22 protein-coding genes are annotated in these 24,416 nt (G+C 69.9%); 9 read left to right on the forward strand and 13 right to left on the reverse strand.

Features of this window, described 5'->3' with window-relative positions:
* Window positions 1–74: 74 nt before the first annotated feature.
* The gene (locus AB0M59_RS50050; protein WP_364630332.1) at window positions 75–1,541 is read right to left on the reverse strand and encodes an MFS transporter; all 1,467 of its coding nucleotides are present in this window, start codon (window positions 1,539–1,541) and stop codon (window positions 75–77) included.
* Window positions 1,542–1,627: 86 nt separating this feature from the next.
* On the opposite strand from AB0M59_RS50050, the gene AB0M59_RS50055 reads away from it, so the two are divergent.
* Window positions 1,628–2,002, forward strand: coding sequence for a MarR family transcriptional regulator (locus AB0M59_RS50055; protein ID WP_364630335.1), 375 nt, complete (start codon window positions 1,628–1,630; stop codon window positions 2,000–2,002).
* Window positions 2,003–2,006: 4 nt separating this feature from the next.
* On the opposite strand, the gene AB0M59_RS50060 is transcribed toward AB0M59_RS50055, so the two are convergent.
* Complete coding sequence (locus tag AB0M59_RS50060; protein ID WP_364630338.1) at window positions 2,007–3,404, reverse strand: trypsin-like peptidase domain-containing protein; 1,398 nt, start codon at window positions 3,402–3,404, stop codon at window positions 2,007–2,009.
* Window positions 3,405–3,654: 250 nt separating this feature from the next.
* Here AB0M59_RS50060 and AB0M59_RS50065 point away from each other — a divergent pair, with 250 nt between their 5' ends.
* Window positions 3,655–3,777, forward strand: coding sequence for a hypothetical protein (locus tag AB0M59_RS50065; protein ID WP_364630340.1), 123 nt, complete (start codon window positions 3,655–3,657; stop codon window positions 3,775–3,777).
* 6 nt (window positions 3,778–3,783) lie between these two features.
* Here the strand turns inward: AB0M59_RS50065 and AB0M59_RS50070 are convergent, their stop codons facing one another.
* From AB0M59_RS50070 to glyA, 7 genes are read right to left on the reverse strand one after another with little or no spacing between them, the layout of a single operon-like run.
* Window positions 3,784–6,219 (reverse strand): FAD-dependent oxidoreductase, encoded by a 2,436-nt coding sequence (locus AB0M59_RS50070; RefSeq protein WP_364630343.1) that lies wholly within the window; start codon window positions 6,217–6,219, stop codon window positions 3,784–3,786.
* Between the two features lie 10 nt (window positions 6,220–6,229).
* Window positions 6,230–7,072 carry a formyltetrahydrofolate deformylase gene (purU, locus tag AB0M59_RS50075; RefSeq protein ID WP_364630346.1) on the reverse strand — a complete coding sequence of 281 codons (843 nt, stop codon included), beginning with the start codon at window positions 7,070–7,072 and terminating at the stop codon, window positions 6,230–6,232.
* On the reverse strand, window positions 7,069–7,548 hold the full coding sequence (locus tag AB0M59_RS50080; RefSeq protein WP_364630349.1) for a sarcosine oxidase subunit gamma family protein: 480 nt from the start codon (window positions 7,546–7,548) through the stop codon (window positions 7,069–7,071). Before AB0M59_RS50080 ends, purU begins: the two co-directional genes overlap by 4 nt.
* Window positions 7,538–10,075 carry a 2Fe-2S iron-sulfur cluster-binding protein gene (locus AB0M59_RS50085; RefSeq protein ID WP_364630352.1) on the reverse strand — a complete coding sequence of 846 codons (2,538 nt, stop codon included), beginning with the start codon at window positions 10,073–10,075 and terminating at the stop codon, window positions 7,538–7,540. Before AB0M59_RS50085 ends, AB0M59_RS50080 begins: the two co-directional genes overlap by 11 nt.
* Window positions 10,072–10,350, reverse strand: coding sequence for a sarcosine oxidase subunit delta (locus AB0M59_RS50090; protein ID WP_364630355.1), 279 nt, complete (start codon window positions 10,348–10,350; stop codon window positions 10,072–10,074). The genes AB0M59_RS50085 and AB0M59_RS50090 overlap by 4 nt, the downstream gene beginning before the upstream one ends.
* Before the next feature lie 9 nt (window positions 10,351–10,359).
* The gene (locus AB0M59_RS50095) at window positions 10,360–11,574 is read right to left on the reverse strand and encodes a sarcosine oxidase subunit beta family protein (RefSeq protein WP_364630358.1); all 1,215 of its coding nucleotides are present in this window, start codon (window positions 11,572–11,574) and stop codon (window positions 10,360–10,362) included.
* Window positions 11,571–12,848 carry a serine hydroxymethyltransferase gene (gene glyA / locus AB0M59_RS50100; RefSeq protein ID WP_364630361.1) on the reverse strand — a complete coding sequence of 426 codons (1,278 nt, stop codon included), beginning with the start codon at window positions 12,846–12,848 and terminating at the stop codon, window positions 11,571–11,573. The genes AB0M59_RS50095 and glyA overlap by 4 nt, the downstream gene beginning before the upstream one ends.
* 57 nt (window positions 12,849–12,905) lie before the next feature.
* Between glyA and AB0M59_RS50105 the strand changes: the two genes are divergently transcribed.
* Window positions 12,906–13,553 carry a GntR family transcriptional regulator gene (locus AB0M59_RS50105; protein ID WP_364630364.1) on the forward strand — a complete coding sequence of 216 codons (648 nt, stop codon included), beginning with the start codon at window positions 12,906–12,908 and terminating at the stop codon, window positions 13,551–13,553.
* Here the strand turns inward: AB0M59_RS50105 and AB0M59_RS50110 are convergent.
* Together AB0M59_RS50110 and AB0M59_RS50115 are read right to left on the reverse strand one after the other, a co-directional pair.
* Window positions 13,550–14,671: an aromatic ring-hydroxylating dioxygenase subunit alpha gene (locus AB0M59_RS50110; RefSeq protein WP_364630367.1), complete on the reverse strand. Its 1,122-nt coding sequence runs from the start codon at window positions 14,669–14,671 to the stop codon at window positions 13,550–13,552. The genes AB0M59_RS50105 and AB0M59_RS50110 overlap by 4 nt on opposite strands.
* A gap of 258 nt (window positions 14,672–14,929) precedes the next feature.
* Window positions 14,930–15,511, reverse strand: a complete 582-nt coding sequence (locus tag AB0M59_RS50115) for a TetR family transcriptional regulator (protein WP_364630369.1) — start codon at window positions 15,509–15,511, stop codon at window positions 14,930–14,932.
* 92 nt (window positions 15,512–15,603) lie between these two features.
* Here AB0M59_RS50115 and AB0M59_RS50120 point away from each other — a divergent pair, with 92 nt between their 5' ends.
* The 6 genes from AB0M59_RS50120 (at window position 15,604) to AB0M59_RS50145 (ending at window position 22,603) form a co-directional block, all read left to right on the forward strand.
* Entirely contained in the window at window positions 15,604–17,064 is a 1,461-nt protein-coding gene (locus tag AB0M59_RS50120) for an aldehyde dehydrogenase family protein (RefSeq protein ID WP_364630372.1), read from the forward strand.
* Between the two features lie 33 nt (window positions 17,065–17,097).
* The gene (locus tag AB0M59_RS50125; protein WP_364630374.1) at window positions 17,098–18,666 is read left to right on the forward strand and encodes an amino acid permease; all 1,569 of its coding nucleotides are present in this window, start codon (window positions 17,098–17,100) and stop codon (window positions 18,664–18,666) included.
* A gap of 100 nt (window positions 18,667–18,766) precedes the next feature.
* Entirely contained in the window at window positions 18,767–20,425 is a 1,659-nt protein-coding gene (gene betA, locus AB0M59_RS50130; RefSeq protein WP_364630376.1) for a choline dehydrogenase, read from the forward strand.
* 182 nt (window positions 20,426–20,607) lie between these two features.
* Complete coding sequence (locus AB0M59_RS50135) at window positions 20,608–20,928, forward strand: bifunctional 3-phenylpropionate/cinnamic acid dioxygenase ferredoxin subunit (RefSeq protein WP_360487847.1); 321 nt, start codon at window positions 20,608–20,610, stop codon at window positions 20,926–20,928.
* On the forward strand, window positions 20,925–22,055 hold the full coding sequence (locus tag AB0M59_RS50140; protein ID WP_364630379.1) for an FAD-dependent oxidoreductase: 1,131 nt from the start codon (window positions 20,925–20,927) through the stop codon (window positions 22,053–22,055). The genes AB0M59_RS50135 and AB0M59_RS50140 overlap by 4 nt, the downstream gene beginning before the upstream one ends.
* 38 nt (window positions 22,056–22,093) lie before the next feature.
* On the forward strand, window positions 22,094–22,603 hold the full coding sequence (locus AB0M59_RS50145) for a putative immunity protein (RefSeq protein WP_364630382.1): 510 nt from the start codon (window positions 22,094–22,096) through the stop codon (window positions 22,601–22,603).
* Window positions 22,604–22,829: 226 nt separating this feature from the next.
* Here AB0M59_RS50145 and AB0M59_RS50150 read toward each other — a convergent pair whose 3' ends face one another.
* Complete coding sequence (locus AB0M59_RS50150; protein ID WP_364630385.1) at window positions 22,830–23,816, reverse strand: hypothetical protein; 987 nt, start codon at window positions 23,814–23,816, stop codon at window positions 22,830–22,832.
* A complete protein-coding gene (locus AB0M59_RS50155; RefSeq protein WP_364630388.1) occupies window positions 23,813–24,361 on the reverse strand; it encodes a hypothetical protein in 549 nt (182 codons plus the stop codon). Before AB0M59_RS50155 ends, AB0M59_RS50150 begins: the two co-directional genes overlap by 4 nt.
* Between the last annotated feature and the right edge of the window lie 55 nt (window positions 24,362–24,416).

Below are 24,416 nucleotides of genomic sequence, written 5' to 3' on the forward strand. Positions count from 1 at the left end.
GGCCCGGCGAGGTGGCCGGCCCAAGGCCGCCTTCGGTGCGTTGAACGCACCGAAGGCCACATTGGGGCGCTTGGTCAGTCCGCGAGGGCCAGCAGGTCCTCCGGCTCCGAGACGGGCTCGGCGACCGGTTCCGGCTGCTTGCGAGCCACCAGGCCGCTGATCGCGATCAGCAGGCCCAGCACCGCGATGCCGGTGACCACGCTCAGCGCCGGCGTCAAACCGGTGAGCAGCGCCGCCGGGGAGGCTTCACCGCCGCCGTTGGCGGTCAGGACCGCCGTCACCACCGCGAGCCCGATCGCGCCGCCCACCTGCAGCGACGTGTTCAGCAGGCCACCCGCCAGCCCCTGCTCGCTGTCCGAGATCCCGGCCGTGGCCTGGATGTTGAGCGACGAGAACGCCAGCGTGAAGCCGATGCCGAGCAGGATCATGCTGGGCAGCACGAAGCCCGCGTAACCCGAGTGCTCGTCCACGCGCAGGAACAGCGCGTAGCCCAGCACGTGCGCGACGACGCCCGCGAAGATCGTGCGCGGCGTGCCGACCCGGTCGATCAGCGGCTCGATGCGCGGCGAGCCGAAGGCCACGATCAGCGCCGCCGGCAGGAAGCCGAGCGCGGTCTGCAGCGCCGACCAGCCCAGCACCCGCTGCAGGTACAGCATCACGACGAACTGGAACCCGATGTACGCGCCGAAGAACAGGGCGCCGCCGAGGTTCGCGCGGGCCAGCGGGCCGGAGCGGAGGATTCCCAGGCGCAGCAACGGGTGGCTGCTGCGTTTCTCGATGACCACGAAAGTCACCAGCAAGGCGAGCGCGACGACGAACGTGATCAGCGTGCGCGGTGCGGCCCAGCCGATCTCGGGCGCCTCGACGACGCCGAACGCCAGCAGCAGCGAGCCGGCGGCGCCGGTGATGGCGCCCGGGAAGTCGTAGCCGCGGCCCTCTTCCCGCCGGTAGGTCGGGATCAGCTTCCACGCCGCGATGAAGGCGACCAGCGCGATCGGCGCGGGCAGCAGGAACGTCCAGCGCCAGCCGACTTCGGTCAGCAGGCCGGAGAAGACGAGCCCGGCGGAGTACCCGCTCGCGCCGAACACGGCGAAGATGCTGATCGCCTTGTTGCGGGCCGGGCCCTCCTGGAACGTCGTGGTGATGATGGACAGCGCGGCCGGCGCGGTGAAGGCGGCGGCCAGGCCCTTGATGAAGCGGCTCGCGATGAGCAGCGCGCCGTCGTCGACGAGCCCGCCGAGCAGCGAGGCCAGCGCGAACACGGCGACGGCGACTAGGAACACGCGGCGGCGGCCGAGCAGGTCGGCGGTGCGCCCGCCGAGCAGCAGCAGCCCGCCGTACCCCAGGACGTAGCCGCTGACGACCCATTGCAGCGCGTTGGTGGACAGGCCGAGGTCGGCCTGGATCGCGGGGAGCGCGACCCCGACCATCGACACGTCGAGCGCGTCGAGGCCGATGACGATCGAAACGGTGAGCAGGACACCCCAGAGACGTGCGTCCCACCGGGTCGAGGTGGTGGACAAGGACACGGAAGAGCTCATGTCGGCGACAGTACATGCACACGCATCTAATGTCTAAGCATTTAATGTGTTTGCATCTGATGTCTGTGCATGCTACGTTGGTCGCCGTGAGCGACGTCGCTGAACAGGGTCTGGTCCAGGAGTGGCACGAGTTGCTGGCCCGCTACTCGGCCGTGTTCACCACGCTCGAGTGCCGCCTGCAGGAGCGCCACGGCATCGGCGCGAACGAGTTCGAGGCCCTCGAACGGCTCGCCACCTGCGACTTCAAGTGCCGCTCCGCCGACCTCACCGGCGCCATCCACCTCAGCCAGAGCGCCACCTCGCGGCTGGTCGCCCGCCTCGAGAAGGAGGGCCTGGTCGAGCGCGCGCTGTGCGAGCTGGACCGGCGCGGCATCTTCGTCACCATCACCGACGCCGGCCGGGAGCGATATCTCGCGGCGAAGCGGACGCACCGCGAGGTGCTGAACGAAACCCTGCGCTGACGCGTCAGCCCACGGGCCCCTCGGCCACCGTCACCTGAACCTGCCGCTGCCCGCCGGAAGCGTCGGCGACCGTCAGCGTGAGCTTGTCGCCCGGGTGGTGGGTGTCCATCACGGTCGTCAGCGTCGTCGCGGAGTCGATCGCCTTGCCGTCGATCGCGGTGATCACGGCACCGGCCGCGAGCCCCGCCTGCTGCGCCGGACCGCGGGTGACGACCTCGCGGACCTGGGCGCCCCGCCCCGGTGCGTCCGCCACCGAGACGCCGATGAACGCCGTCTTGCCGATGTGGATCTTGTCCGACGCGGTGCCCGCGACGATCCGGTGCGCGATGTCGATGGCCTGGTTGATCGGGATGGCGAAGCCCTGGCCGCCGGCGCCGCTGCGGCGGCCGTTGAGCTGGTAGCCCGTGGACGCGGCCGTGTCGACGCCGATGACCTGCGCGTTCGCGTTGACGAGCGGCCCGCCGGAGTCGCCGGACTCGATGTTCGCGCGGACCTGGATCAGCCCGGTGAGCTGCTCGGACGACCCGCTGGACTCGTCGGAAGCGGTGATCGACTGGTCCAGCGCGGCGACCGTACCGGGCGCCGGGACGGGGTCGCCGCCCTTGCCGCCGGCGTTGCCGAGGCCCAGGATCTGGTCGCCGACCTTGACCGTCGACGAATCCCCGATGCCGGCGGTGGGCAGGCCGGACGCGTCTTCGAGCTGGATGACGGCGATATCCTCGCTGCGGTCGTACCCCACGACGTGCGCTTGGTACGTGTCGCCGGTGCCGATGCTGGTGACCTTGATGCTGGTCGCGCCGGCGACGACGTGGTTGTTCGTGAGCACTTCGCCGTCCGCGGTGAGCACGATGCCGGTGCCCGCCGCGGCCGCGCCCTGCAGGCCCAGCTCGGTGTTGATGTTGACGATGGCCGGGTTCACCTTCGCGGCGACGGCGTCGGCGTCGAGCGCCGTGGCCGACGCGGTGGGCTGCCCGGAGAAGCCGAAGTTCTGGTTGCCGCTCGCGCTGGGGCTGTTCGCGGAGATGAGGTGCCCGATGCCGAGCCCGGCGACCACGGCGATGGCGACCGCGACGACGGCGACGGTCAGCGCGCGAAGCGGGCGCCTGCGCGGGGGCGCCGGAACGGGTAGCGGGTAGCCATGCTCCTGGCCGTAATAGCCCTGCGGGTGCCCTTCATGGCCGTAGTAGCCCTGGGGCTGCGTGTACTGCGGCGGGTACGGGCGTCCCCACTGGTCACGAGCCTGGCCGTACGGCTCCCGGCCATAGGGCTGCTGCTGACCGTAGGGCTGTTGGCCGTAGGGCTGCTGCTGGTCGTAGTAGCCCTGACCCTGCGGATACTCGCCCTGGCCGTAGCCGTACGGGTACTCGCCGCCGCCCCGCGGTCCTCGGTCGTACTCGCTCATGCACAGCTCCAGCCCTCGACAAGCCTCCGGCCGCTCCAGGAAACGCCTCGATCCTGAGAATTTCCTGGCGCGGTTCCATGGACTTGCTGTGGATGTACCCGGAGGCGAGCCGCCTTTACCCTCGGAGTGTGAAGCGCACCGTCGTGTTCATGACCACCCTCTTGATCGCCGGCTGCGGCACGTCGAGCTGCCGTGGAGCCGGACGTTCAGCGTCCCGCAGGGTACCGGGAAGCACGAGTACCGCGTGGTCATGAAGTCCGCCGAGGGCTCGGTGAGCGCGACGGCGAAGGTCGACGGGAAGCTCCAGAGCAGCACCGCCGGCTCCGGAGACGGCCCGTCGACCCAGTCGATGAACGGCGACTTCAGCGACTGACCGCCCTCACCGCCGGATCCGTTCCATGCCGGGGTCGACCAGCGGCTCGGCGGCCACGGTGGCCGCGACCCGGCGGCCGAAGTACTCGATCTCGACACCGCTGCCGACGTCCGCGGACGCCGGGAGCCAGGCGTACGCGATCGGCCGGCCGATCGTGTAGCCGTACGCCGCGCTCGTGACGTAGCCCGAAGCGACCCCGTCGACGAACACCGGTTCCTTGCCCAGCACGACGGTGCGGCCGTCGTCGATCGTCAGGCACCGCAGCCGTCGCGACGCGGTGTCCTCGCTGCGGCCGTCGATCGCGGAACGCCCCAGGAAGTCACCCTTGGCGGGACGCACCGCGAACCCCACGCCGGCTTCGTACGGGTCGTGCTCGGTCGTCATGTCGGTGCCCCACAGCCGGTAGCCCTTCTCCAGGCGCAGGCTGTTGAACGCCGCCCGCCCGGCCGCGATGACGCCGAGAGACTGTCCGGCCGCCCAGAGCGCGTCCCACAGCCGCAGGCCGTTGTCCGCGCTGGTGTAGATCTCCCAGCCGAGTTCGCCCACATAGGACAGTCGCATCGCCACGACCGGCACCCCGGCGATCCGCGCCTCGCGGGCCCGGAAGTACTTCAGCCCGGTGTGCGAGAAGTCTTCCCGGCTCAACGGTTGCACGAGGTCGCGCGCCAGCGGACCCCAGACGCCGACGCAGCACGTCCCGCCGGTGATGTCCCGGACCTGGACACCGGCGGGCGCGTGCTTCACGAAGTGGTCGACGTCGATGTTCCCGTTGATCCCGACCTGGAACCGCTCCGGCCCGAGCCGCGCCACCGTGACGTCGCTGCGGACACCGCCCGCCTCGTCGAGCATCAACGTGTAGGTGACCGACCCGACCGACTTGTCCAGCTGGTTCGTGGTCAGCGACTGCAGGAACTCCAGCGACCCCGGGCCGCTGATCTCCACGCGCTTCAGCGGCGTCATGTCGTACAGCGCGACGCCGTTGCGCGTGTGCCACGCCTCGGCCGCCGCGATCGGCGAGTGGAACTGCGCCGACCACGCGTCCCGCGCCGGCGGGAGCGCGTCGTGCGGCAGCTTCTTCAGCAGCGGCGCGTTGGCCTCGAACCAGTGCGGCCGCTCCCAGCCGCCCGCCTCCAGGAACACCGCGCCCAGCTCCCGCTGGCGGACGTGGAACGGCGTCACGCGCAGGTCGCGCGGGGAAAGCTTGGGCTGCAACGGGTGCAGGATGTCGTAGACCTCGACGAAGTTCTGCTGCGAAGTCTCGCTCACGTAGGACGGCGCGAGCTGGACGTCCTCGAAGCGGTGGACGTCGACCTCGTGCAGGTCGGTCTCGGAGTGCCCGTCGACCAGCAGCTCGGCGACGGCCTTGGCGATGCCCGCGGAGTGCGTCACCCACACCGCTTCGGCGAGCCAGAAGCCGCGGACGTCGGCGGACTCCCCGACCAGCGACTGGCCGTCGGGAGTGAACGAGAAGATCCCGTTGAAGCCCTCCTCGACCTTGGTCTGCCGCAGCGCGGGCAGCAGCAGCTTGCTCTCCTCCCACGACGGCGCGAAGTCGTCTTCGGTGAAGGGCAGCATCGACGGCATGGCCGTCTCGGTCACCGAGGGGTCCAATGTGGACTCGTCGACCGGCATCGGCCGGTGCGCGTAGGAACCGATGCCGATCCGGTCGACGTGCTCGCGGAAGTACAGGTCCTGGTCCTGGTGGCGCAGGATCGGCAGGCTCGCTTCGACTTCCTCGGTGTTGCGTCCGACGAGTTCGGCGACCTGCCCGGTCTTCACGTACTGGTGCGCCAGCGGCAGCAGTGGCACGTCCATGCCGGCCATCGCGCCGATCTCGCGGCCCCAGAACCCGGCGCACGACACGACGACGTCGGCCGGGAAGTCCCCCTGGCCGGTCCGGACGCCGGTGACGCGCCCGCCTTCCTGCAGGACGTCGGTCACCCTCGTGGCCCCGACGAACCGGGCACCCCGCGAGGTGGCCCGAGCGATCAGCACCTCGACCGCCTTCGCCGCCCGCGCCAGGCCGTCGGTCGGCGTGTGCAACGCGCCGAAGACCTGCGAACCGTCGAGCAGCGGCCAGCGGCGGACGCACTCCTCCGCGTCGATGAGCGTGCCGGGGACGCCCCACGACGTCGCCCAGCCGTGCTTGCGCTTGAGGTCCTCCCAGCGCGCCGGGGTGGTCGCGACCTCCATCCCGCCGACCTGGAGGAAGCAGTCCAGGGTCAGGAACTTCTCGACGGTGTACTTCGCGAACTCCGTCATGGTCTTGGACGTGTTGGTCTGGAACACCAGGCCGGGGGCGTGCGACGTCGACCCGCCGGTGCGCGGCAGCGGGCCCCGGTCGAGCACGGTGACGTCGGACCAGCCGCGGGCGGCCAGCTCGTCGGCCAGGTTCGCGCCGACGATGCCGGCGCCGATGATCACGACTTTCGGTGCGCTCATGGCGGAACTCCTAACGGAATACGACAGTGCTGTTGCCGTTGAGCAGGACGCGGCGTTCGCAGTGCCAGCGGACCGCGCGGGAGAGGGCGAGGGCTTCGGCGTCACGACCGACGGTCACCAGCTCGCGCGGCGAGTACGTGTGGTCGACGCGCGCGACCTCCTGCTCGATGATCGGGCCCTCGTCGAGGTCGGGCGTGACGTAGTGCGCGGTCGCGCCGACGTACTTCACGCCGCGGTCGTAGGCCTGGTGGTAGGGCTTCGCGCCCTTGAACCCGGGCAGGAACGAGTGGTGGATGTTGATCGCGCGGCCTTCGAGCTTCTGGCACAGCTCGTTCGACAGCACCTGCATGTACCGCGCCAGCACGATCAGGTCGGCCTCGTACTCCCCGACCAGGTCGAGCAGCCGCTGCTCGGCCTCCGGCTTGGTCTCCGGCGTCACCGGGACGTGCACGAACGGGACGCCGGCCGCTTCGGCCATCGGCCGCAGGTCTTCGTGGTTCGACACGATCACGGCGATCTCCGCACCGAGCCCGCCCGCGCGCCAGCGGAACAGCAGGTCGTTGAGGCAGTGCCCGAACTTCGACACCATCACCAGGACCCGCGGCGGCGTCCCGTCGGAGAACCCGAACTCCATCCCGAAGTCCCCGGCGACCGGCGCGAACGCGCGCGTCAGATCGTCCACAGTGGCCTCTTCGGTGCACGTGAACGACGTGCGCAGGAACAGCGAGCCGCGGACGTCGTCGTCGAACTGCTGGTGTTCGACGATGTCGCAGCCCTGCCCGACGAGAAACGTCGTGACGGCGTGCACGATGCCCGAGCGTTCGGGGCACTTGAGCGTCAAGGTGAAGGTCACGAGACGTACTCCAAGCTCGCGTCGGCCAGCCACGCGCCGAAGTACCCGGCGAACGACTGCCGCACGAGGATCGTGAAGCCCTCTTCCCGGACCATGAGCACGATCCCGGTTCGGGCCAGCAGAGTCTGCACGCAGGTACCGGGCGGCGACACCTCCAGGTCGATCGAACACCCGTGGGCCAAGACATCCCGCGCGTGCTCACCGGTCAGCCGCACGACGTTGCGCTGCGCCGACACATCCACCACCGCCAGAACGGAGCTTTCACGTGAAAGCTCGGCCTCCAGGTCGGAGCCTTCACGTGCAAGCTCGGGCCCCAGGACGAGGTATTCGTCGGGACCCATCCAGAGGATGTCCACGCCGTTGCCGCTGGTGAACGTGCACGGGCCGGGCAAGGCGACGCCGAGGAGCGTGGCGCCCTCGCGGAGGCGGACGGTGAGCTGGGTGCGGAACGGTTCTTCGACCGCGTCAACCGTCACGGCGGGCTCCTTCCTTGTCGAAGAGCACGGATTCGGTCACGGTCACCGGCACCACCTGGTCCCCGACCGGGACGTACAACGTTTCGCCGACCCGCTCCCGGCCCGAGCGCACCAAGGCGAGGGCGAACGTCCGGCCGAGCGCGGCGCTGTCGTAGCTGGAGGTGACGTGGCCGAGCATCCGCACCGGCGGTTCGGGCACCGTCTCGGATTCGATGATCTGCGAGCCTTCCGGCAGCAGCACCGACGGCTCGACCGGCAGCAACCCGACCAGTTGCTTGCGGTCGGGCCGGTTGTTCTCCGCGCGGGCGAAGGAGCGTTTGCCGATGAAGTCGGCCTTCTTCTTCGACACCGCCCAGGACATCCCGAGGTCCTGCGGGGTGACCGTGCCGTCGGTGTCCTGGCCGATGATCGGGTAGCCCTTCTCGGCGCGCAGGACGTGCATGGTTTCCGTGCCGTACGGCGTCGCCCCTTCGTCCACTATGGACTGCCACAGCGCGGGTCCGTACCACGACGGGACGTTGATCTCGTAGGCCAGCTCGCCGGAGAAGCTGATCCGGCAGACCCTCGCCTGCAGCCCGGCGACCTCGGCGTCCTGCCAGGTCATGAACCCGAAGGCGTCGTTGGAGACGTCGAGGCCCGGCGCCAAGCGGCCCAGTACCTCCCGCGAACGCGGTCCGACCAAGGGGATCGTGGCCCAGTGTTCGGTGACCGACGTCGCGAAGACGTCGAGGTGCGGCCATTCCGTCTGGAGCCACTCCTCCATCCATTCGAGGACCATCGCCGCGTTGCCGGTCGTGGTGGTGACGAGGAAGCGATCTTCGGCGACGCGGATGACCGTGCCGTCGTCGATCACCATGCCGTCGACGCCGCACATCACGCCGTAGCGAATACGACCGACGCGCAGGTTGCTCATCATGTTCGTGTAGAGCATGTCGAGGAACCAGCCGGCGTCCGGGCCCTGGACATCGATCTTGCCGAGCGTCGATCCGTCCATGACGGCGACGTCGTTGCGCGCCGCGCGGCATTCGCGCAGGACGGCGTCGTGCATCGACTCGCCGGGCCGCGGGTAGTACCACGGCCGTTTCCACTGGCCGACGTTTTCGAACTCGGCGCCGTGCTCGACGTGCCACGGGTGGATCGTGGTGACGCGTACAGGATCGTGCAGGTCACCGCGGTGGCGGCCGGCCAGCGCGGCGAACGGCACCGGCGTGTACGGCGGCCGGAAGGTCGTCGGACGCTGAGTCGTCAAGTCGACACCGAGGGCTTCGGCGGTGATGCCGGCGGCGAGCATGCCGGACGTCTTGCCCTGGTCGTGCGCGGTGCCGATGGTCGTGTAGCGCTTGATGTGCTCCAGCGAGCGCAGGCCGGCGCCGGTCGCGCGCAGGACGTCGGACACGGTCGCGTCCCGCTGCTGGTCGACGAACCGGGTGTCCACTTCGGACTCCGGGGCGGGCACCTGCCAGAGCACCATCGTCTCCGGCAGGCCGTCACCCTTGGCGGCGCCGACGACGCTCACCGTCGGCAGGTCGCCGTCCGGGACGTACGCGCCCAGCTCGGGTGCGTACCGGAGCTTGCCGCGGGCCTGGCTGAACAGGTGCACCGCCGGGTTCCAGCCACCGGACACGAGCAGCAGGTCGCACTCGACGCGTTCCCCCCGCACCTCGCCCAGTTTCGCCACGTGGGCGGCCGTGATGTGGGTGCCGCCGTCGGTCCCGATGATGCCGTAGCCGGCGCGAGCGTCGACGATCCGCACGATCTCGGCGCCGGCCTCGGCCAGTTCCGAGGCGGCGTCGTACGCGGAGTCGTTGGTGGTGAACACGACCACTCGCCGCCCGGCCAGGACTCCGTACCGGTTCAAGTACGTCCGCGCGGCCGACGCGAGCATGATGCCGGGGCGGTCGTTGTCCGGGAACACGATCGGCCGCTCGTGGGCGCCGGTGGCGATGACGATCTTCTCGGCCCGGATCCGCCAGACGCGCTGCCGCGAGATCCGTTCGGGCGCGGCGGGTTCGCCCCGGCGTTCGAGAGCCAGCACGAACCCGTCGTCGTACACGCCGAACGCCGTGGTGCGCGAAAGGAACCGGACTCCTTCGGGTGCCTCGCCGTCGGGCTGATCGTCGACCAGGAGCACGCGCCCTTCGGCCGAGGCAGCGGCGGCGCGTCCGGCAGGTCCGGCACCGATGACCAGGACATCGCAGTGGGCGTGCTTGGCGTCGTACCGTGCCGGGTCCGGCTCGGCGGCCAGGCGCCCCTGACCGCGCAGGCCACGGGCCTCCAAGCCGTCGTACAGCTCGACGGTCGTCGCCGACAGCATCGGCTCGGGGAACGGCTTTTCGATCTGCACCAAGGCATTCGAGTCCTCGACACCCGCCGCGACGATGCCGCGCGGGCGGCCGTACTTGATGCTCGTCGCGACCTGGTGGATGCCGTTGGCCAGCAACGCGGAAGCCAGGGTGTCGCCGAGGAAACCGGTCAGCTCGCGGCCGTCGAAGGTGAACTTGAGCGGGACGCCGGACAGTCGGGTCATGAGATCACCGGCCGGGGTTCGTCGAGGCGGTAGACCGCCTTCAGGTCGTGGGTGCGGGTGTCGCGGACGGCGTTGAACCACCGGCGGCAGCCCGCGGAGTGGCTCCAGCGCTCGGCGAACGGCCCGCTCGGGTTGGCGCGGAAGAAGACGAACTTCGCCCACTCCTCGTCGGACAGGGCCGACGGGTCTTCGGGGTAGGCGACGTGCGCTTGGCCGCCGTAGTGGAACTCGGCCTCTTCGCGCGGCCCGCACCAGGGGCAAGGGATGAGTTGCACGGGTTTCTCCTAGTGGGCCACGGCGGCGGCGCCGTGCTCGTCGACGAGGGCACCGGTGGTGAACCGGTCGAGCGTGAACGGCTCGGCGTACTCGTGCGGCTTGCCCCGCGCGATGGTCGCCGCGAAGACGTCGCCGACCCCCGGCGTGGCCTTGAAACCGCCGGTGCCCCAGCCGCAGTTGAGGAACAGGTTCTCGACCGGGGTGAGCCCGACGATCGGGGACGCGTCCGGGCTGACGTCGACGATGCCCGCCCACGTCCGCAGCAGGTGCGCCCGCGCGAACACCGGGAACAGCTCCAGCGCGGCCGACATCTGCTCCTCGATGATGTGGAACGAGCCGCGCTGGCCGTAGCCGTTGTAGCTGTCGATCCCGGCGCCCATCACGAGTTCGCCCTTGTGCGCCTGGGAGACGTAGACGTGCACGGCGTTCGACATGACGACCGTCGGGTGGATGGGTTCCAGCAGCTCGGACACCAAGGCCTGCAAGGGATGCGACACCAACGGCAGGTCCAGCCCCACCATGCGAGCCAGCACCGACGAGTGCCCGGCGGCGCACAGCGCGACCTTGCCCGCGGCGATCCGGCCCCTGCTTGTTTCGACCGCGGTCACCCGCCCGTCCACCGTGGAGATGCCGGTGACCTCGCAGTTCTGGATGAGGTCGACCCCCATCTCGTACGCGGCGCGAGCGAAGCCCCAAGCGACGTAGTCGTGCTTGGCGATGCCCGCGCGCGGCTGGAAGGTCGCGCCGAGCACCGGGTAGCGGACGTCCGGGGAGGTGTTGACGATCGGGCAGATCTCCTTGACGCCGGCCGCGTCCACCCACTCGGCGTCGATGCCGTTGAGCTTGTTGGCCTCGACGCGGCGGACGCTGTCGCGGACGTCCTGCAGGCTGTGCGCGAGGTTCAGCACCCCGCGCTGGCTGAACAGGATCGGGTAGCCGAGGTCCTCTTCGAGGCCTTCCCACAGCTTGAGAGAGTGTTCGTAGATGCCGGAGCTTTCGTCCCAGAGGTAGTTGGAACGGATGATCGTGGTGTTGCGGGCCATGTTGCCGCCCGCGAGCCAGCCCTTCTCGAGCACGGCGACGTTCGTGATGCCGTGCACCTTGGCCAGGTAGTACGCGGTGGCGAGGCCGTGCCCGCCGCCACCCACGACAACGACGTCGTAGGTCTTCTTCGGCTCGGGGTCGTCCCAGAGGAAGTCCGGGTGCTCCGGCAGGTCGGTCATCGGGTCTCCTCCCCGGGGTACAGCGGGAACGCGTCGGCCAGCGCGGTGACGCGGGCCCGCAGCTTCTCGACGTCGTAGCCGGGTTTCAGCGCCTCGGCGATGACGTCGGCGGCCTCGCGGAACTCGGCGTCGCCGAAGCCGCGCGTGGCCAGGGCCGGGGTGCCGATCCGCAGGCCGGAGGTGACCATCGGCGGGCGCGGGTCGAACGGGACGGCGTTGCGGTTCACCGTGATGCCGACCTCGTGGAGCCGGTCCTCGGCCTGCTTGCCGTCGAGTTCGGAGTCGCGCAGGTCGACGAGTACGAGGTGGACGTCGGTGCCGCCGGTCAGCACGGAGATGTCGTTCTCGACCAGGAGCCGCCCGGCCAGGAGTTTCGCGCCGCGCAGGGTCCGCCGCTGGCGTTCGACGAACTCCGGCTCGCCCGCCATCTTGAACGCGACGGCCTTGGCGGCGATGACGTGCTCCAGCGGGCCGCCCTGCTGGCCGGGGAACACCGCGGAGTTGACCTTCTTGGCCAGCGCCGGGTCGTTGGTGAGGATCACGCCGCCGCGCGGGCCGCCGAGGGTCTTGTGGGTGGTGGTCGTCGTGACGTGCGCGTGCGGCACCGGCGACGGGTGCAGGCCGGTCGCGACGAGCCCGGCGAAGTGCGCCATGTCGACCATGAGGTACGCGCCCACCTCGTCGGCGATCTCGCGGAAACGGGCGAAGTCCAGCTGACGCGGGTAGGCCGACCAGCCGGCGATGATCAGCTGGGGCCGGTGTTCGCGGGCCAGCCGCGCGACCTCGTCCATGTCGACGCGGAAGTCCTTTTCGGACACTTCGTACGCGGCGACGTCGTAGAGCAGGCCGGAGAAGTTGATCCGCATGCCGTGGGTCAGGTGGCCGCCGTGGGCCAGCGAGAGGCCGAGGATCTTGTCGCCGGGCCTGATGAGCGCGGCCATCGCGGCGGCGTTGGCCTGGGCACCCGAGTGCGGCTGGACGTTGGCGAACCCCGCGTCGAACAGCGCCTTCACGCGGTCGATGGCGAGTCGTTCGAGGACGTCGACGTGCTCGCAGCCGCCGTAGTAGCGGCGGCCGGGGTAGCCCTCGGCGTACTTGTTGGTGAGCACCGAGCCCTGCGCCTGCAGCACGCTCACCGGGGCGAAGTTCTCGGACGCGATCATCTCCAGCGTCGACTGCTGCCGGTGCAGCTCGGCGCCGATCGCCTCGGCCACGACCTGGTCGTACTCGGCCAGGGAGCGGTTGAGCACGTGCTGGTCGATCGTCGCGGTCATCGCGAACCTTCCGTGGTCGACTTCTGATATATCAATTGTCGTTGTAGGCTAAGCGGCGTGCATCCCCAGGTCAATCCCCCGTCGCTCGCGGAACAGGCGTACGTCTTCATCCGCGACCAGCTCGTCATGCTCGACATCAGCCCGGGCAGCCCCTTGAACGAGGAGGAGCTCGGCAGCACGCTCGGCATGGGCCGCACACCGATCCGCGAAGCCCTGAAGCGCCTCGAGTCCGAACGGCTGGTCGTCGCCTACCCGCGGCGCGGGACGTTCGCCACCGACGTCCACATCTCCGACCTCGCGCACATCTCCGAGGTCCGGCGGACGCTGGAGCCGATGGCGACGGCCGCCGCGGCCGACCGCGCGACCGCGGCCGACCGGGCCACGCTGACCGAGCTGCGCGGGCGGCTCGACGCCGGCGTGCCCACCGGCGACAACGCCGAGCTGCTGCGCACCGACCTCGCCCTGCACCGGGCGATCTACCGGTGCGTGCACAACCCGTTCCTCGAGGACACGCTGATCCGGTACGACAACCTCGCGACCCGGATCTGGTGCGTGTTCGTGCCCCGGCTGTCCGGGATGGCCGGCCACGTCGACGAACACGTCCCGCTCCTCACCGCGATCATCGAGGGCGACGCCGAGAAGGCCGCCGCGTTGACGCTCGAGCACGTCAGCGGGTTCGAGGCCGCCATCCGGGCGTTGATCTAGCGGGCCAGCCGGGTTTTCACCCAGTCGTGGAAGGCACCGATGTGGTGCTCGCTGGGCACGAGCACGCCGCCGTGGGCGTACGAGCGCGAGTCCATGGCCAGCTGGCAGCGTTCGCACGCCTCGAAGTCCTGCAGGTTGACGCGGTGGAACAGCTCCACCGAGCGGCTCAAATCGCGCCCCGACTCGACGACCTCCGGCAGGTACAGCCAGTCGCAGCGCACCAGCGTCCGGTCGGGGGCCAGCGGGAACATCCGGTGGAAGATCACGTGGTCCGGGACGAGGTTGACGAACACCCCCGGCTTGACGGTGATGGCGTAGTACTTGCGGTCCTGGGCGTCGGTGATGCCGGGGAGCCGGTCGACTCCCTCGGAGCCGTCGATGGTGAAGCCCTTGACCTCACCGCCGAACTCGGCGCCGTGGCCGACGTAGTACTGCGCGGCGTAGCCGTCCGCGAACTCCGGGAGGACCTCGGTGAGCTCCGGGTGGATCGTCGCGCAGTGGTAGCACTCCATGAAGTTCTCGATGATCTGCTTCCAGTTCGCCTTCACGTCGTACTCGATGCGCTTGCCCAGCGCCAGTCCGTCGATGCCGTAGGCGTCGATCTCCTGGGCGCTCCCGAGCCGCTCGGTGACGGCGCCGACGACGGTCTCGTCGAACGACGGCGGCTCGTCGGCCAGGCAGATCCAGGCGTAGCCGAGCCACTCGCGCAGGTGGACCTTCGTGAGCCCGAACTCGGTGCGGTCGACGTCCGGCATGCCGGTGAGGTTCGGTGCGGCGATGAGCTTGCCGTCGAGGCCGTACGTCCAGGCGTGGTACGGGCACTGGAAAGCGCGCTTGACCGTGCCGCTCTCGGACGTGCAGAGCCGGGCGCCGCGGTGGCGGCAGACGTTGAGGAACGCGTTGAGCTTGCCATCCCGGCCCCGCGAGACGAGGACGCTCTCCTTGCCGATCTGGACGGTCTCGAACGACCCCGCCGTCGGCAGGTCCGCGCTGCGCACGGCGCAGAACCAGTCGGCCTCGAAGATCTTCGCCTGCTCCAGCGCGAAGACCGCCGGATCGGTGTAGGCGGAGCCCGGCAGCGTGGCCAGCAGGCTCGGCGGGAGATCGGTAGTGGTCACCGGCGTGGTCCTCTCCGCGGATCAGTACGGGAGTTGCGCAGAACGCGTCTTGTTGCTCACCCCGGAACAGAGTGACTGCCACCCAGACCCCTGTCAACCCGACTTTTTCAGTGCCCCACCAAGATTTCCGGCACGTTTCACCCACACGGCGTGACGGAACCCGTAACTCGCGTGATCAGAACCCGCACTCGCGTGATCGGGGCCGTAACTCGCGAGTTCCGGCCCCGATCACGCGAGTTACGTGCTCGATCACGCGAGTTACGAGTTGGCCGGGCCGTCGATGGCCCGGCGGAAGAGGGTTTCGATCTCCGAACGGGTCGGGCGGGGGTCGGCCAGGGCCGCCTGCATCAGCAGGCCGCAGAACAAGCCGGCCAGCAGGCGGCCGGTCAGCGGGTCGGTGCGGGAGCCGAAGAAGGCGATGAGCGCCTGGTCCCAGGCCGCGCTGGCCGCGCGGAGCCGGGGACGGTGCAGGGCCGCGACGTACAGGTCGTACTCGACGACCGTGTCCCGGTACTGCTCGTTGATGTACCCCATGACGAGGTCCGCGAGCGCCGCCGCGAAGTCGGCGTCCGGCGGGAGCGCCGACTCCCACTCCTTCAGCGCGTGGACGTTCTTCTCCGCCGCCTCGTGCAACGCCACTTCGAGCAGGTCGTCCAGGGTCGCGAAGTGGTAGGTCGTCGAGCCCAGCGGGACGTCGGCCGCCGCCGCGACCGCCCGGTGCGTGAGCCCGTCGATCCCCCGCTGGGCGACCACCTCGATCGCCGCCTTGGCGATCCGCGCCCGCCGTTCGGGGTCGTTCGGGCCACGACGCCGCGTCGCACCGGGTTCGGTCTTCGCCATCGAGCCCCCTTGTGGACATCTGTACACGCTTCGCGTACAAATGTACGCACTCCACGCACCGAGCAGCCACTACCGATCCGGAAGGGGCGCCCGTGAAGGACCTCCACATCGACGGCATCTGGTCGGACGCCGGAACGCACTCCGACGTCCTGAACCCGGCGAACGGCGAAGTCGTCCAGCAGGTCGCCGAGGCCGGGCGCGAGGAGGTCGACGCCGCCGTCAGAGCCGCGAGGAGGGCGTTCGACGCGGGCCCGTGGCGGCGGACCACCGCCACCGAACGCGGCGAGCTGCTCCGGCGCACCGCCGACCTGCTCGTCCGCGACCGCGAAGAGCTCGCCCGCACCGAGAGCCTCGACACCGGCAAGACGCTCGGCGAAGGGCGCATCGACATCGACGACGTCACGAACGTCTTCCGCTACTACGCCGACCTCGCCGGCAAGGACGCCGGACGCCTGGTCGACGCGGGCAGCGCCACCGTCGTCAGCCGGATCGTCCACGAACCGGTCGGCGTCTGCGCGCTGATCGCGCCGTGGAACTACCCGCTGCTCCAGATGTCCTGGAAGGTCGCGCCCGCCCTGGCCGCGGGCAACACCGTCGTGCTCAAGCCCAGCGAAGTGACGCCGCTGACCACGATCAAGCTGGTCGCCCTGCTCGAAGAGGCCGGAGCGCCGCCCGGCGTCGTCAACCTCCTGCTCGGGCCGGGTCACGTCGGCGCGGCGATGGTCGAGCACCCGGGCGTGGACCTGGTCTCCTTCACCGGCGGCTACACGACCGGCGAGAAGATCATGACGGCCGCCGCGAAGGGCGTCCGGCGGGTCGCCCTCGAGCTCGGCGGCAAGAACCCGAACGTGATCTTCGCCGACGCCGACTACGACACCGCCCTCGACTACGCGCTGATGGCCGCGTTCGTCCATTCGGGACAGGTCTGCTCAGCGGGCGCGCGCTTGATCATCCAGGATGAGCTCCATGACCGGTTCGTGGCGGACCTCGCCGCGCGCGCCGACCGGATCCGGGTCGGCGACGGCCTCGACCCCGCGACCGAGACGGGCCCGCTCGTCTCGGCGCAGCACCGCGCCAAGGTCGAGGGCTACATCGAAAGCGCTCTCGCGGAAGGCGCCACGCTCCGGGCCGGCGGGAAGCGGCCCGAAGGACCGGAGTACGAAAACGGCTTCTTCCTGCGGCCCACCGTATTCAGCGACTGCACGCGGGACATGGCGATCGTCCGGGAAGAGGTCTTCGGCCCGGTCGTCACCGTGGAACGCTTCACCGAAGAGGCCGACGCGATCGCGCTGGCCAACGACACCGAGTACGGGCTCGCCGGAGCCGTGTGGACGTCGGACGCGTCCCGCGCCCAGCGGGTCGCCGGGGCCCTGCGCCACGGCACCGTGTGGATCAACGACTATCACCCCTACCTGCCGCAGGCGGAGTGGGGCGGGTTCGGGAAATCCGGCATCGGCCGCGAGCTCGGACCGTCCGGGCTGGCGGAGTACCAGGAGCACAAGCACATCTACCAGAACATCGATCCCGTTCCGCAGCACTGGTTCAAAGGCTGATCCCTCCCCCACCCACGATGTGAGGACGTTGCCATGACCACGCAAGAAAAGCCGGCGGGCGGGGGGCCTGCCCCGGACGACAGCTCCGACCTCGAGAAGTTCGGCTACCGCCAGGAGCTCGAACGCTCCCTGGGCTCCTTCTCCAGCTTCGCCGCGGGGTTCTCCTACATCTCGATCATGACCGGCGTGTTCCAGCTGTTCTTCTTCGGCTTCGGCTCCGGCGGCCCGGCGTTCATCTGGACCTGGCCGCTGGTCTTCATCGGCCAGCTCGCGGTCGCGCTGTGCTTCGCCGAGCTCGCCGGCCAGTTCCCGCTCGCCGGGTCGGTGTACCAGTGGGCCAAGCAGATCGCGAAACCCGCGACGTCGTGGTTCGCGGGCTGGATCATGATCATCGGCGCGATCGTCACGGCCGCGGCCGTCGCGGTCGCCTACCAGATCATCCTGCCGCAGGTCTCGACCGTGTTCCAGCTGGTCGGCAGCGACGCCGACGCCGGGCTGACGTCGACCCCGGGCGGCGCGCAGAACGCCATCATCCTGGCTCTGGTACTGGTCGTGTTCGCCACGATCGTGAACATCATCGGCGTCAAGCTGATGGCGAAGATCAACAACTTCGGCGTCGCGGTGGAGCTGTCCGCCGTCATCCTCCTGATCATCGCGCTGGCCATCCACATCAAGCGCGGCCCGCAGGTGGTCTTCGAGACCCACGGCACGGGTGACGGTCACTCACTCGGGTACCTCGGGGCGTTCCTGGTGGCGTCGCTGATGAGCGCGTACGTCTTCTACGGCTTCGACACCGCGGGCTCGCTCGCGGAGGAGACGACCCAGCCGCGCAAGCACGCGCCGCGCGCCATCCTGCGGGCGATCACGGCGTCGTTCATCGTCGGCGGCCTGGTGATGCTGGTCGGCATGATGGCCGTCGGCGACATCAACGCCGAGGAGCTGAGCACGTCCGGCATGCCCTACCTGCTGAAGAGCACGCTCGGCACCGGACTGGGTGACGCTTTCCTGATCTGCTCGGCGATCGCGATCACCGTGTGCTGCCTCGCCGTGCAGACCGCGGCGATCCGGATGTCGTGGGCGATGGCCCGCGACGGCAGGCTGCCGTTCAGCAAGGCGATGGCGAAGGTGTCGCCGCGCTCGAAGACGCCGATCCTGCCCGCGCTGCTCACCGGCGGGCTCACCATCGTGGTGCTGCTGATCAACCTCGGCAACCAGCGGGCCTTCTTCATCCTGACCTCGACCGCGATCATCCTGTTCTACATCCCCTACCTGATGGTCACCGGCCCGCTGCTGCTGCGCCGCCTGCGCGGGCAGTGGCCGCGTCCCGGGCACGGCCCGTACTTCAAGCTCGGCCGCTGGGGCACGCTGGTGAACCTGGTCGCGGTCGTCTACGGCGCCGGGATGACGGTCAACCTGATCTGGCCGCGCGCCGAGGTCTACGGCGACGACCACTGGTACTTCCAGTGGGGCGCGGTGATCGTCACCGGGCTGATCGTGATCATCGGTGCGATCATGCTGTACGTCCGGCGCGGCACCTGGGGTTCGTCGCACACGAGCCCCGAGCACATGCCCGACAGCGCCCCGGATTCACTGCCCGGCTGAGAACCTTATTCTGGTTAGGACGGTGCTACGGAACGTGACCTACCCGCCAGCGGTGACTCTCGCGCCGGCCGACGGCTGAATAAGGTTCTGAGGAGGACGCATGAGTTCCGATACCTACGACTTCGTCATCGTCGGCGGTGGCTCGGCGGGCTGCGCGCTGGCGAACCGGCTTTCCGCGGACCCTTCGAACAAGGTCCTGGTCCTGGAAGCCGGGCGGTCCGACTACAAGTGGGACGTCTTCATCCACATGCCGGCCGCGCTGACGTTCCCGATCGGGTCGAAGTTCTACGACTGGGGCTACCGCAGCGAGCCCGAGCCGCACATGAACCGCCGCCGCATCTACCACGCGCGCGGCAAGGTGCTCGGCGGGTCGTCCAGCATCAACGGAATGATCTTCCAGCGCGGCAACCCGATGGACTACGAACGCTGGGCCGGCGACCCCGGAATGTCCACTTGGGACTATGCGCACTGCTTGCCGTACTTCAACCGCATGGAGAACTGCCTCGCCGATGCCCCCGACGGGCAGTGGCGTGGGCACGACGGGCCGCTCGAACTGGAGCGCGGCCCGGCGTCGAATCCCTTGTTCCAGGCCTTCTTCGACGCCGCCGAGCAGGCGGGCTACCCGCGCACCGACGACGTCAACGGCTACCGGCAGGAAGGCTTCGCGGCCTTCGACCGGAACGTCCGGAAAGGACGGCGGCTGTCCGCCGCGGGCGCCTACCTGCACCCGGTGGAGAACCGGCCCAACCTCACGGTGAAGACGCACGCGTTCGTGTCGCAGATCCTCTTCGAGGGCACGCGCGCGATCGGCGTCGAGTACGCCGAGGGCCGGGGCATGCCGGGTGAGGTGTACGGCAAGGAGATCATCCTCTGCGGCGGGGCGATCAACAGCCCGCAGCTGCTGCAGCTCTCCGGCGTCGGCAACGCGGCCGACCTGGAGAAGCTCGGCATCGACGTCGTGAAGGACCTGCCGGGCGTCGGCGAGAACCTCCAGGACCACCTGGAGGTGTACATCCAGTACTCCTGCAAGCAGCCGGTCTCGATGCAGCCGTCGCTGGCGAAGTGGAAGCGGCCCTACATCGGCGCGCAGTGGCTGTTCCTGCGGTCCGGGCCGGCCGCGACCAACCACTTCGAGGGCGGCGGGTTCGTCCGCTCGAACGACGAGGTGAAGTACCCGAACCTGATGTTCCACTTCCTGCCGGTGGCGATCCGCTACGACGGTTCGGCGCCCACGGAAGGCCACGGCTACCAGGTGCACGTCGGCCCGATGTACGCCGACACGCGCGGCTCGGTGAAGCTCACCTCGACCGACCCGCGGCAGCACCCGGCGATCAAGTTCAACTACCTGTCCACGGAGAACGACCGTCGCGAATGGGTCGAAGCCGTACGGGTGGCGCGGAAGATCCTCAACCAGTCGGCGATGGAGCCGTACAACGGCGGGGAGATCTCACCGGGGCCGTCCGTGGAGTCCGACGAGGAGATCCTGGACTGGGTCGCCAAGGACGCCGAGACGGCGCTGCACCCGTCGTGCACGGCCAAGATGGGCGTGGACGACAAGGCCGTCGTCGACCCGCAGACCATGCGGGTGCACGGCACCGAGGGCCTGCGCGTGGTCGACGCGTCGGTCATGCCCTACATCCCCAACGGCAACATCTACGCGCCGGTGATGATGACCGCCGAGAAGGCGGCCGACCTCATCCTCGGCAACACCCCGCTGGCCCCGATCAAGACGCCGTTCTACCGGCACGGGGAGAACTAGCCTCCGGCGTCGCAGCGCCCGTACCGCCATCCTCGGTACGGGCCTTCGACATGCCCGGAATATCCGTTACCGGGTAACGAAACTACCGGGGCGTACCCCCTTGACGACGCCCTTCATGGGACTCAGACTTTGTTGCGGATCACAGTTGATGTTCCCCTATGCGCAACAGTCTCGGAGGACCCATGATTCGCGCATGCACGGTGGACGAGCTGCCCCCGGGTGAGTCCGTCCGGATCCCGGGGTCGCCCGCCATCGCGGTGTTCAACACCGAGGACGGGGAGCTGTACGCCATCGACGACACGTGCACCCACCAGGACGCCTCCCTGGCCGACGGCTGGCTCGAAGGCTGCTTCGTCGAGTGCCCGCTGCACGCGGCGCTGTTCGACCTGCGCACGGGCATGCCGAGCTGCCTGCCGGCGAAGGAGCCGGTGCGCACGTACTCGGTCGTCGTCGACGAGGGCGTCATCTACGTCCAGGGCGTGGCTCGCGAGGACGCCGCGTGAAGCGCATCGCGGTCGTCGGCGCGTCGCTCGCCGGGGTCCGCGCCGCGCAGGAGCTGCGCGCGCAGGGTTACGACGGCGGGGTCGTGCTGATCGGCGAGGAGCAGCACCTGCCCTACGACCGGCCGCCGCTGTCGAAGGCGTTCCTCGCCGGGACGGCCTCCGCCGCTTCGCTGGAACTGCTCGACGCCGGCGACCTCGCGTCGCTGGCCTTGGACTTCCGGCTCGGCGTCCGCGCGACTTCGCTGGACCCTTCGGAGCGCCGGGTGTGGCTGTCGGACGGCGGATCGGTGCACGCGGACGGCGTCGTCATCGCCACCGGCGGCCGGGCGCGGACGCTGCCGGGCTTCGAGAGCGCCTTTGTGTTGCGGACGCTCGACGACGCTGTCGCCTTGCGCGCGGCGTTGGTGCCGGGGGTCCGCGTAGCGATTGTCGGCGCCGGGTTCATCGGGGCCGAGGTGGCCTCGACGTGCCGTTCGCTGGGTCTCGACGTGGTCGTCCTGGAAGCTTTGCCTGCACCACTGGCCCCGGTGCTGGGGCCGGAGCTGGCCGCGGTGTGCGCCCGGCTGCACGCCGACCACGGCACGGACCTGCGCTGTGGGGTCGGGGTCTCGGGCATGTCCGAGGCGGGCGTCCACCTGGCCGACGGTTCGCTGGTGCCGGCCGACGTGGTCGTGACGGGCGTCGGCATGACCCCGGCGACGGACTGGCTGGCGGGCTCGGGGTTGACCGTCTCCAACGGGGTCTGCGTGGACGCGGGCCTGGTGACGGAGCTGCCGCAGGTGGTCGCGGTGGGCGACGTCGCCAGGTACGGGGGCCGGCGGCACGAGCACTGGACGAACGCGTCGGAGCAGGCGCCGGTCGCGGTGGCGAACCTCCTGGCAGGGCGGACCTCGCGGACTTACACGCCGAGCGGGTACGTCTGGTCGGACCAGTATTCGGGGACGCTCCAGCTGGCCGGGCACCCGCGCCCGGACGACTCGCTGTCGTTCGTGGACGGCGATCCTTCTTCGTCGTCGTTCGTGGCGGTGTGGCAACGGGACGGTTCGACGGTCGGAGTGTTCGCGCTGAACAACGCAAAGCTGTTCAACCGCCTGCGCCGTCCGCTCCGGCAGCCGGCGGTCGTCTGAAAGTCTCAACCGGGGTTTCAAAGATACGCTTCACCCACATGGAGCTGACTCTGGACGAGCTGCGGGCGTTGACCGGCTGGGCCGCCGACTGCGCTTCGCGGGCTCTGCCGTTGTACGAGTCGCGGGTCCCCGGCGACCCTCGTCCGCGCTCCGCGATCTCCGCGGCGCGAGAGTTCGCTTCTGGCGCTCCGCGCACGAAGCTGCTTCGCACGGTGGCGTGGGCCGCACTGGCAGCGGCGGGCTCTGCCGAGGATCCGGTGGCGTCGGCCGCCGCCCGCGCGGCAGTCGGCGCGGCGGGAGCGGCTTACTTGCACCCGTTGGCGTCGCCGCACCAGGTGAAGCACATCGTCGGCCCCGCGCAACAGGCAGCGTTGGCGCGCGAACTCGCCGGCGGCGATGCCTCGCTCGAGGTCGCCTGGGCCCTCGATCACGCGCCCCCTACGGTGACCGTCATCCTTCGCCGCCTCCCGCCCGGCAAACCAGGCAAATCCCGCCTCGGCGACCTCCACCGCCAGTTGGAGTCGGCTCTCCGCGGGCTTCACCCGTGATTCCAAGGGCTTCACCCGTGACTGGAGAGGCATCACGCGTGATTGGAAGGGCATCACCCGTGATTAGAGGGGCATGACTCGTGTTTGGAGAGTCGACACGACACGTCCGCCGTGTCGACCCCGGGCCTCCAGGCACGCGAGCCGACCCTCCAGGCACGGGTGATGCCTTCCCAATCACACGTGATGCCCCTCTGATCACGCGTGATGCCCCTCCGCGCACGCGAGGCTAGAGCGAAAGCTCGTTCAGGTCGGACTCCAGGCGGGCTCGCCAGGTCCAGCGGCGCTCGGTCGTGTCCGCATCGTCAGAAGCCGGCGGGCCCAGGGGCAACGCCGGATCCAGGATCCCGAACGTCACCCGGTACGCCAGCACCGACGCGGCCGTCCGGATCCACGCATCGCCGGAGGCCCCAGCCGGTGGCGCCACACCGAGCGCGTGGCCGAACCACGTCGGCAGCAGCGCGTTCGAGCCGAGCGCGTCGGTGATCCGCGTCCGCAGCCGCACCTGCAGGTCGTGCCACGCCCGCTCGGCGCGCTCCAGCTGGGGCACGATCCGCGCCTCCACCGCGTCTGCCTCGCGCAACGCCAGCCGCGCCTGGTCCGCCGCCGAAGCCGCCGCCGGGATCTCCTCGTCCAGCAGCGTCCGGCGCCGCGTCGACAACGCCCGCAACGACGACTCCGCGTCTCCTCGGGCCCGGGAGGCGCGATCCGTCGAAGCCAGGACGCGCATCACTTCCAGCAGGTCGGCATCGCATCGGGACAACGCCGCGTGCACCGACGAAAGGCGCGAGATCTCCTCTTCGTACCGGGCGCGCTGCTCCTTCGTCACCAGCTCCTTGTGCAGGTCGTCCCAGCGCGCCGCCTGCGCCGCGAGCGCGCGGGTCTCCGCGCCGACGTCGTCGAGGTCGACCTGCGGCACTCCATCCGACACGCGTACCGCGCGCTCGAGGGCCTGGACCTGCTGCTGCAGCCGGTCCAGCTGCCGGCCGAGCAGGTCGATGCGGTCCTCCTGCCGGTGCCCGCTGCCGCTCTCGAGCCGCTCGGTCAGGTCCGCGACGTCCTGACGCAAGCGGTCGTCGGACTCTTCGACGGCCGCGCGCAGCCCGTCGACCGCCGCGAACAGCTCGTCGAGGTCGCGCCGCGTCGAGTCGACGGGCTCTTCGTAGTCGGCCGAGAACTCGGGATCGTCGCCGTAGGTCGCGTAGCCGTGGCTCATGGGATCCGGCTTTCCCGCCACAGCAGCCCGCACGTGGCCGCGACGCCCAGCGCCGTCAAGATCGTGCAGACGACGGCGCCGGACCACGGGACCAGCGCGCACACCAGCAACCCGGCCGTGACGCTGCCCGCCCACGCCGCCCGCGTCCGCTCGCGGATGACGTCGCCGACGCACCGGACCGGCCCGAAGCCGATCCACGCTCCCGCCGCGAACAGCGGGACGAGCGCGAGCAGCCACACCGGCGAGAGCACGTCGAACAGCACCAGCGCCGCGGCGGCCAGCGGCACCAGCACCGGCGCGGCCGCGAAGTAGACGACCGCGCGCTGCGTCGCCGCGTGCCGCGACTCGAGCTCGGCGTTCGCGAGCCGGTGCCTCGCCTCGTCGAAAGCCACCTCGGAGTCGAGCAGCCGGTGCGCCGTCGCGACGAGCTCGTCCATCGCTTCGACGTCGGCGGGCGGGGTCGCCAGCCCGTCGCGCAGGTCCTGCTTGAGCCGGCCCACGCGCGCTTCGGCCAGGTCGCGGTCGTGCTGGGCTGGAGTCGTCACGCGAACACTTTAAGTGCCACGACCGTCACGACCGGCCAATGCGCGCGGTGAGTCG

This window comes from Amycolatopsis sp. NPDC051371, assembly GCF_040682155.1.
Taxonomy (GTDB): Bacteria; Actinomycetota; Actinomycetes; order Mycobacteriales; family Pseudonocardiaceae; genus Amycolatopsis.

What these genes read in the sequence shown, in the direction of transcription:
- betA (WP_364630376.1), top strand. Translation starts at nt 18,767, where the DNA reads ATGAGTTCCGATACCTACGACTTCGTCATCGTCGGCGGTGGCTCGGCG.
- AB0M59_RS50115 (WP_364630369.1), bottom strand. Translation starts at nt 15,511, where the DNA reads ATGGCGAAGACCGAACCCGGTGCGACGCGGCGTCGTGGCCCGAACGAC.
- AB0M59_RS50050 (WP_364630332.1), bottom strand. Translation starts at nt 1,541, where the DNA reads ATGAGCTCTTCCGTGTCCTTGTCCACCACCTCGACCCGGTGGGACGCA.
- AB0M59_RS50145 (WP_364630382.1), top strand. Translation starts at nt 22,094, where the DNA reads ATGGAGCTGACTCTGGACGAGCTGCGGGCGTTGACCGGCTGGGCCGCC.
- AB0M59_RS50125 (WP_364630374.1), top strand. Translation starts at nt 17,098, where the DNA reads ATGACCACGCAAGAAAAGCCGGCGGGCGGGGGGCCTGCCCCGGACGAC.
- AB0M59_RS50060 (WP_364630338.1), bottom strand. Translation starts at nt 3,404, where the DNA reads ATGAGCGAGTACGACCGAGGACCGCGGGGCGGCGGCGAGTACCCGTAC.
- AB0M59_RS50135 (WP_360487847.1), top strand. Translation starts at nt 20,608, where the DNA reads ATGATTCGCGCATGCACGGTGGACGAGCTGCCCCCGGGTGAGTCCGTC.
- AB0M59_RS50150 (WP_364630385.1), bottom strand. Translation starts at nt 23,816, where the DNA reads ATGAGCCACGGCTACGCGACCTACGGCGACGATCCCGAGTTCTCGGCC.
- AB0M59_RS50085 (WP_364630352.1), bottom strand. Translation starts at nt 10,075, where the DNA reads ATGACCCGACTGTCCGGCGTCCCGCTCAAGTTCACCTTCGACGGCCGC.
- AB0M59_RS50095 (WP_364630358.1), bottom strand. Translation starts at nt 11,574, where the DNA reads ATGACCGACCTGCCGGAGCACCCGGACTTCCTCTGGGACGACCCCGAG.
- glyA (WP_364630361.1), bottom strand. Translation starts at nt 12,848, where the DNA reads ATGACCGCGACGATCGACCAGCACGTGCTCAACCGCTCCCTGGCCGAG.
- AB0M59_RS50065 (WP_364630340.1), top strand. Translation starts at nt 3,655, where the DNA reads ATGAAGTCCGCCGAGGGCTCGGTGAGCGCGACGGCGAAGGTCGACGGG.
- AB0M59_RS50070 (WP_364630343.1), bottom strand. Translation starts at nt 6,219, where the DNA reads ATGAGCGCACCGAAAGTCGTGATCATCGGCGCCGGCATCGTCGGCGCG.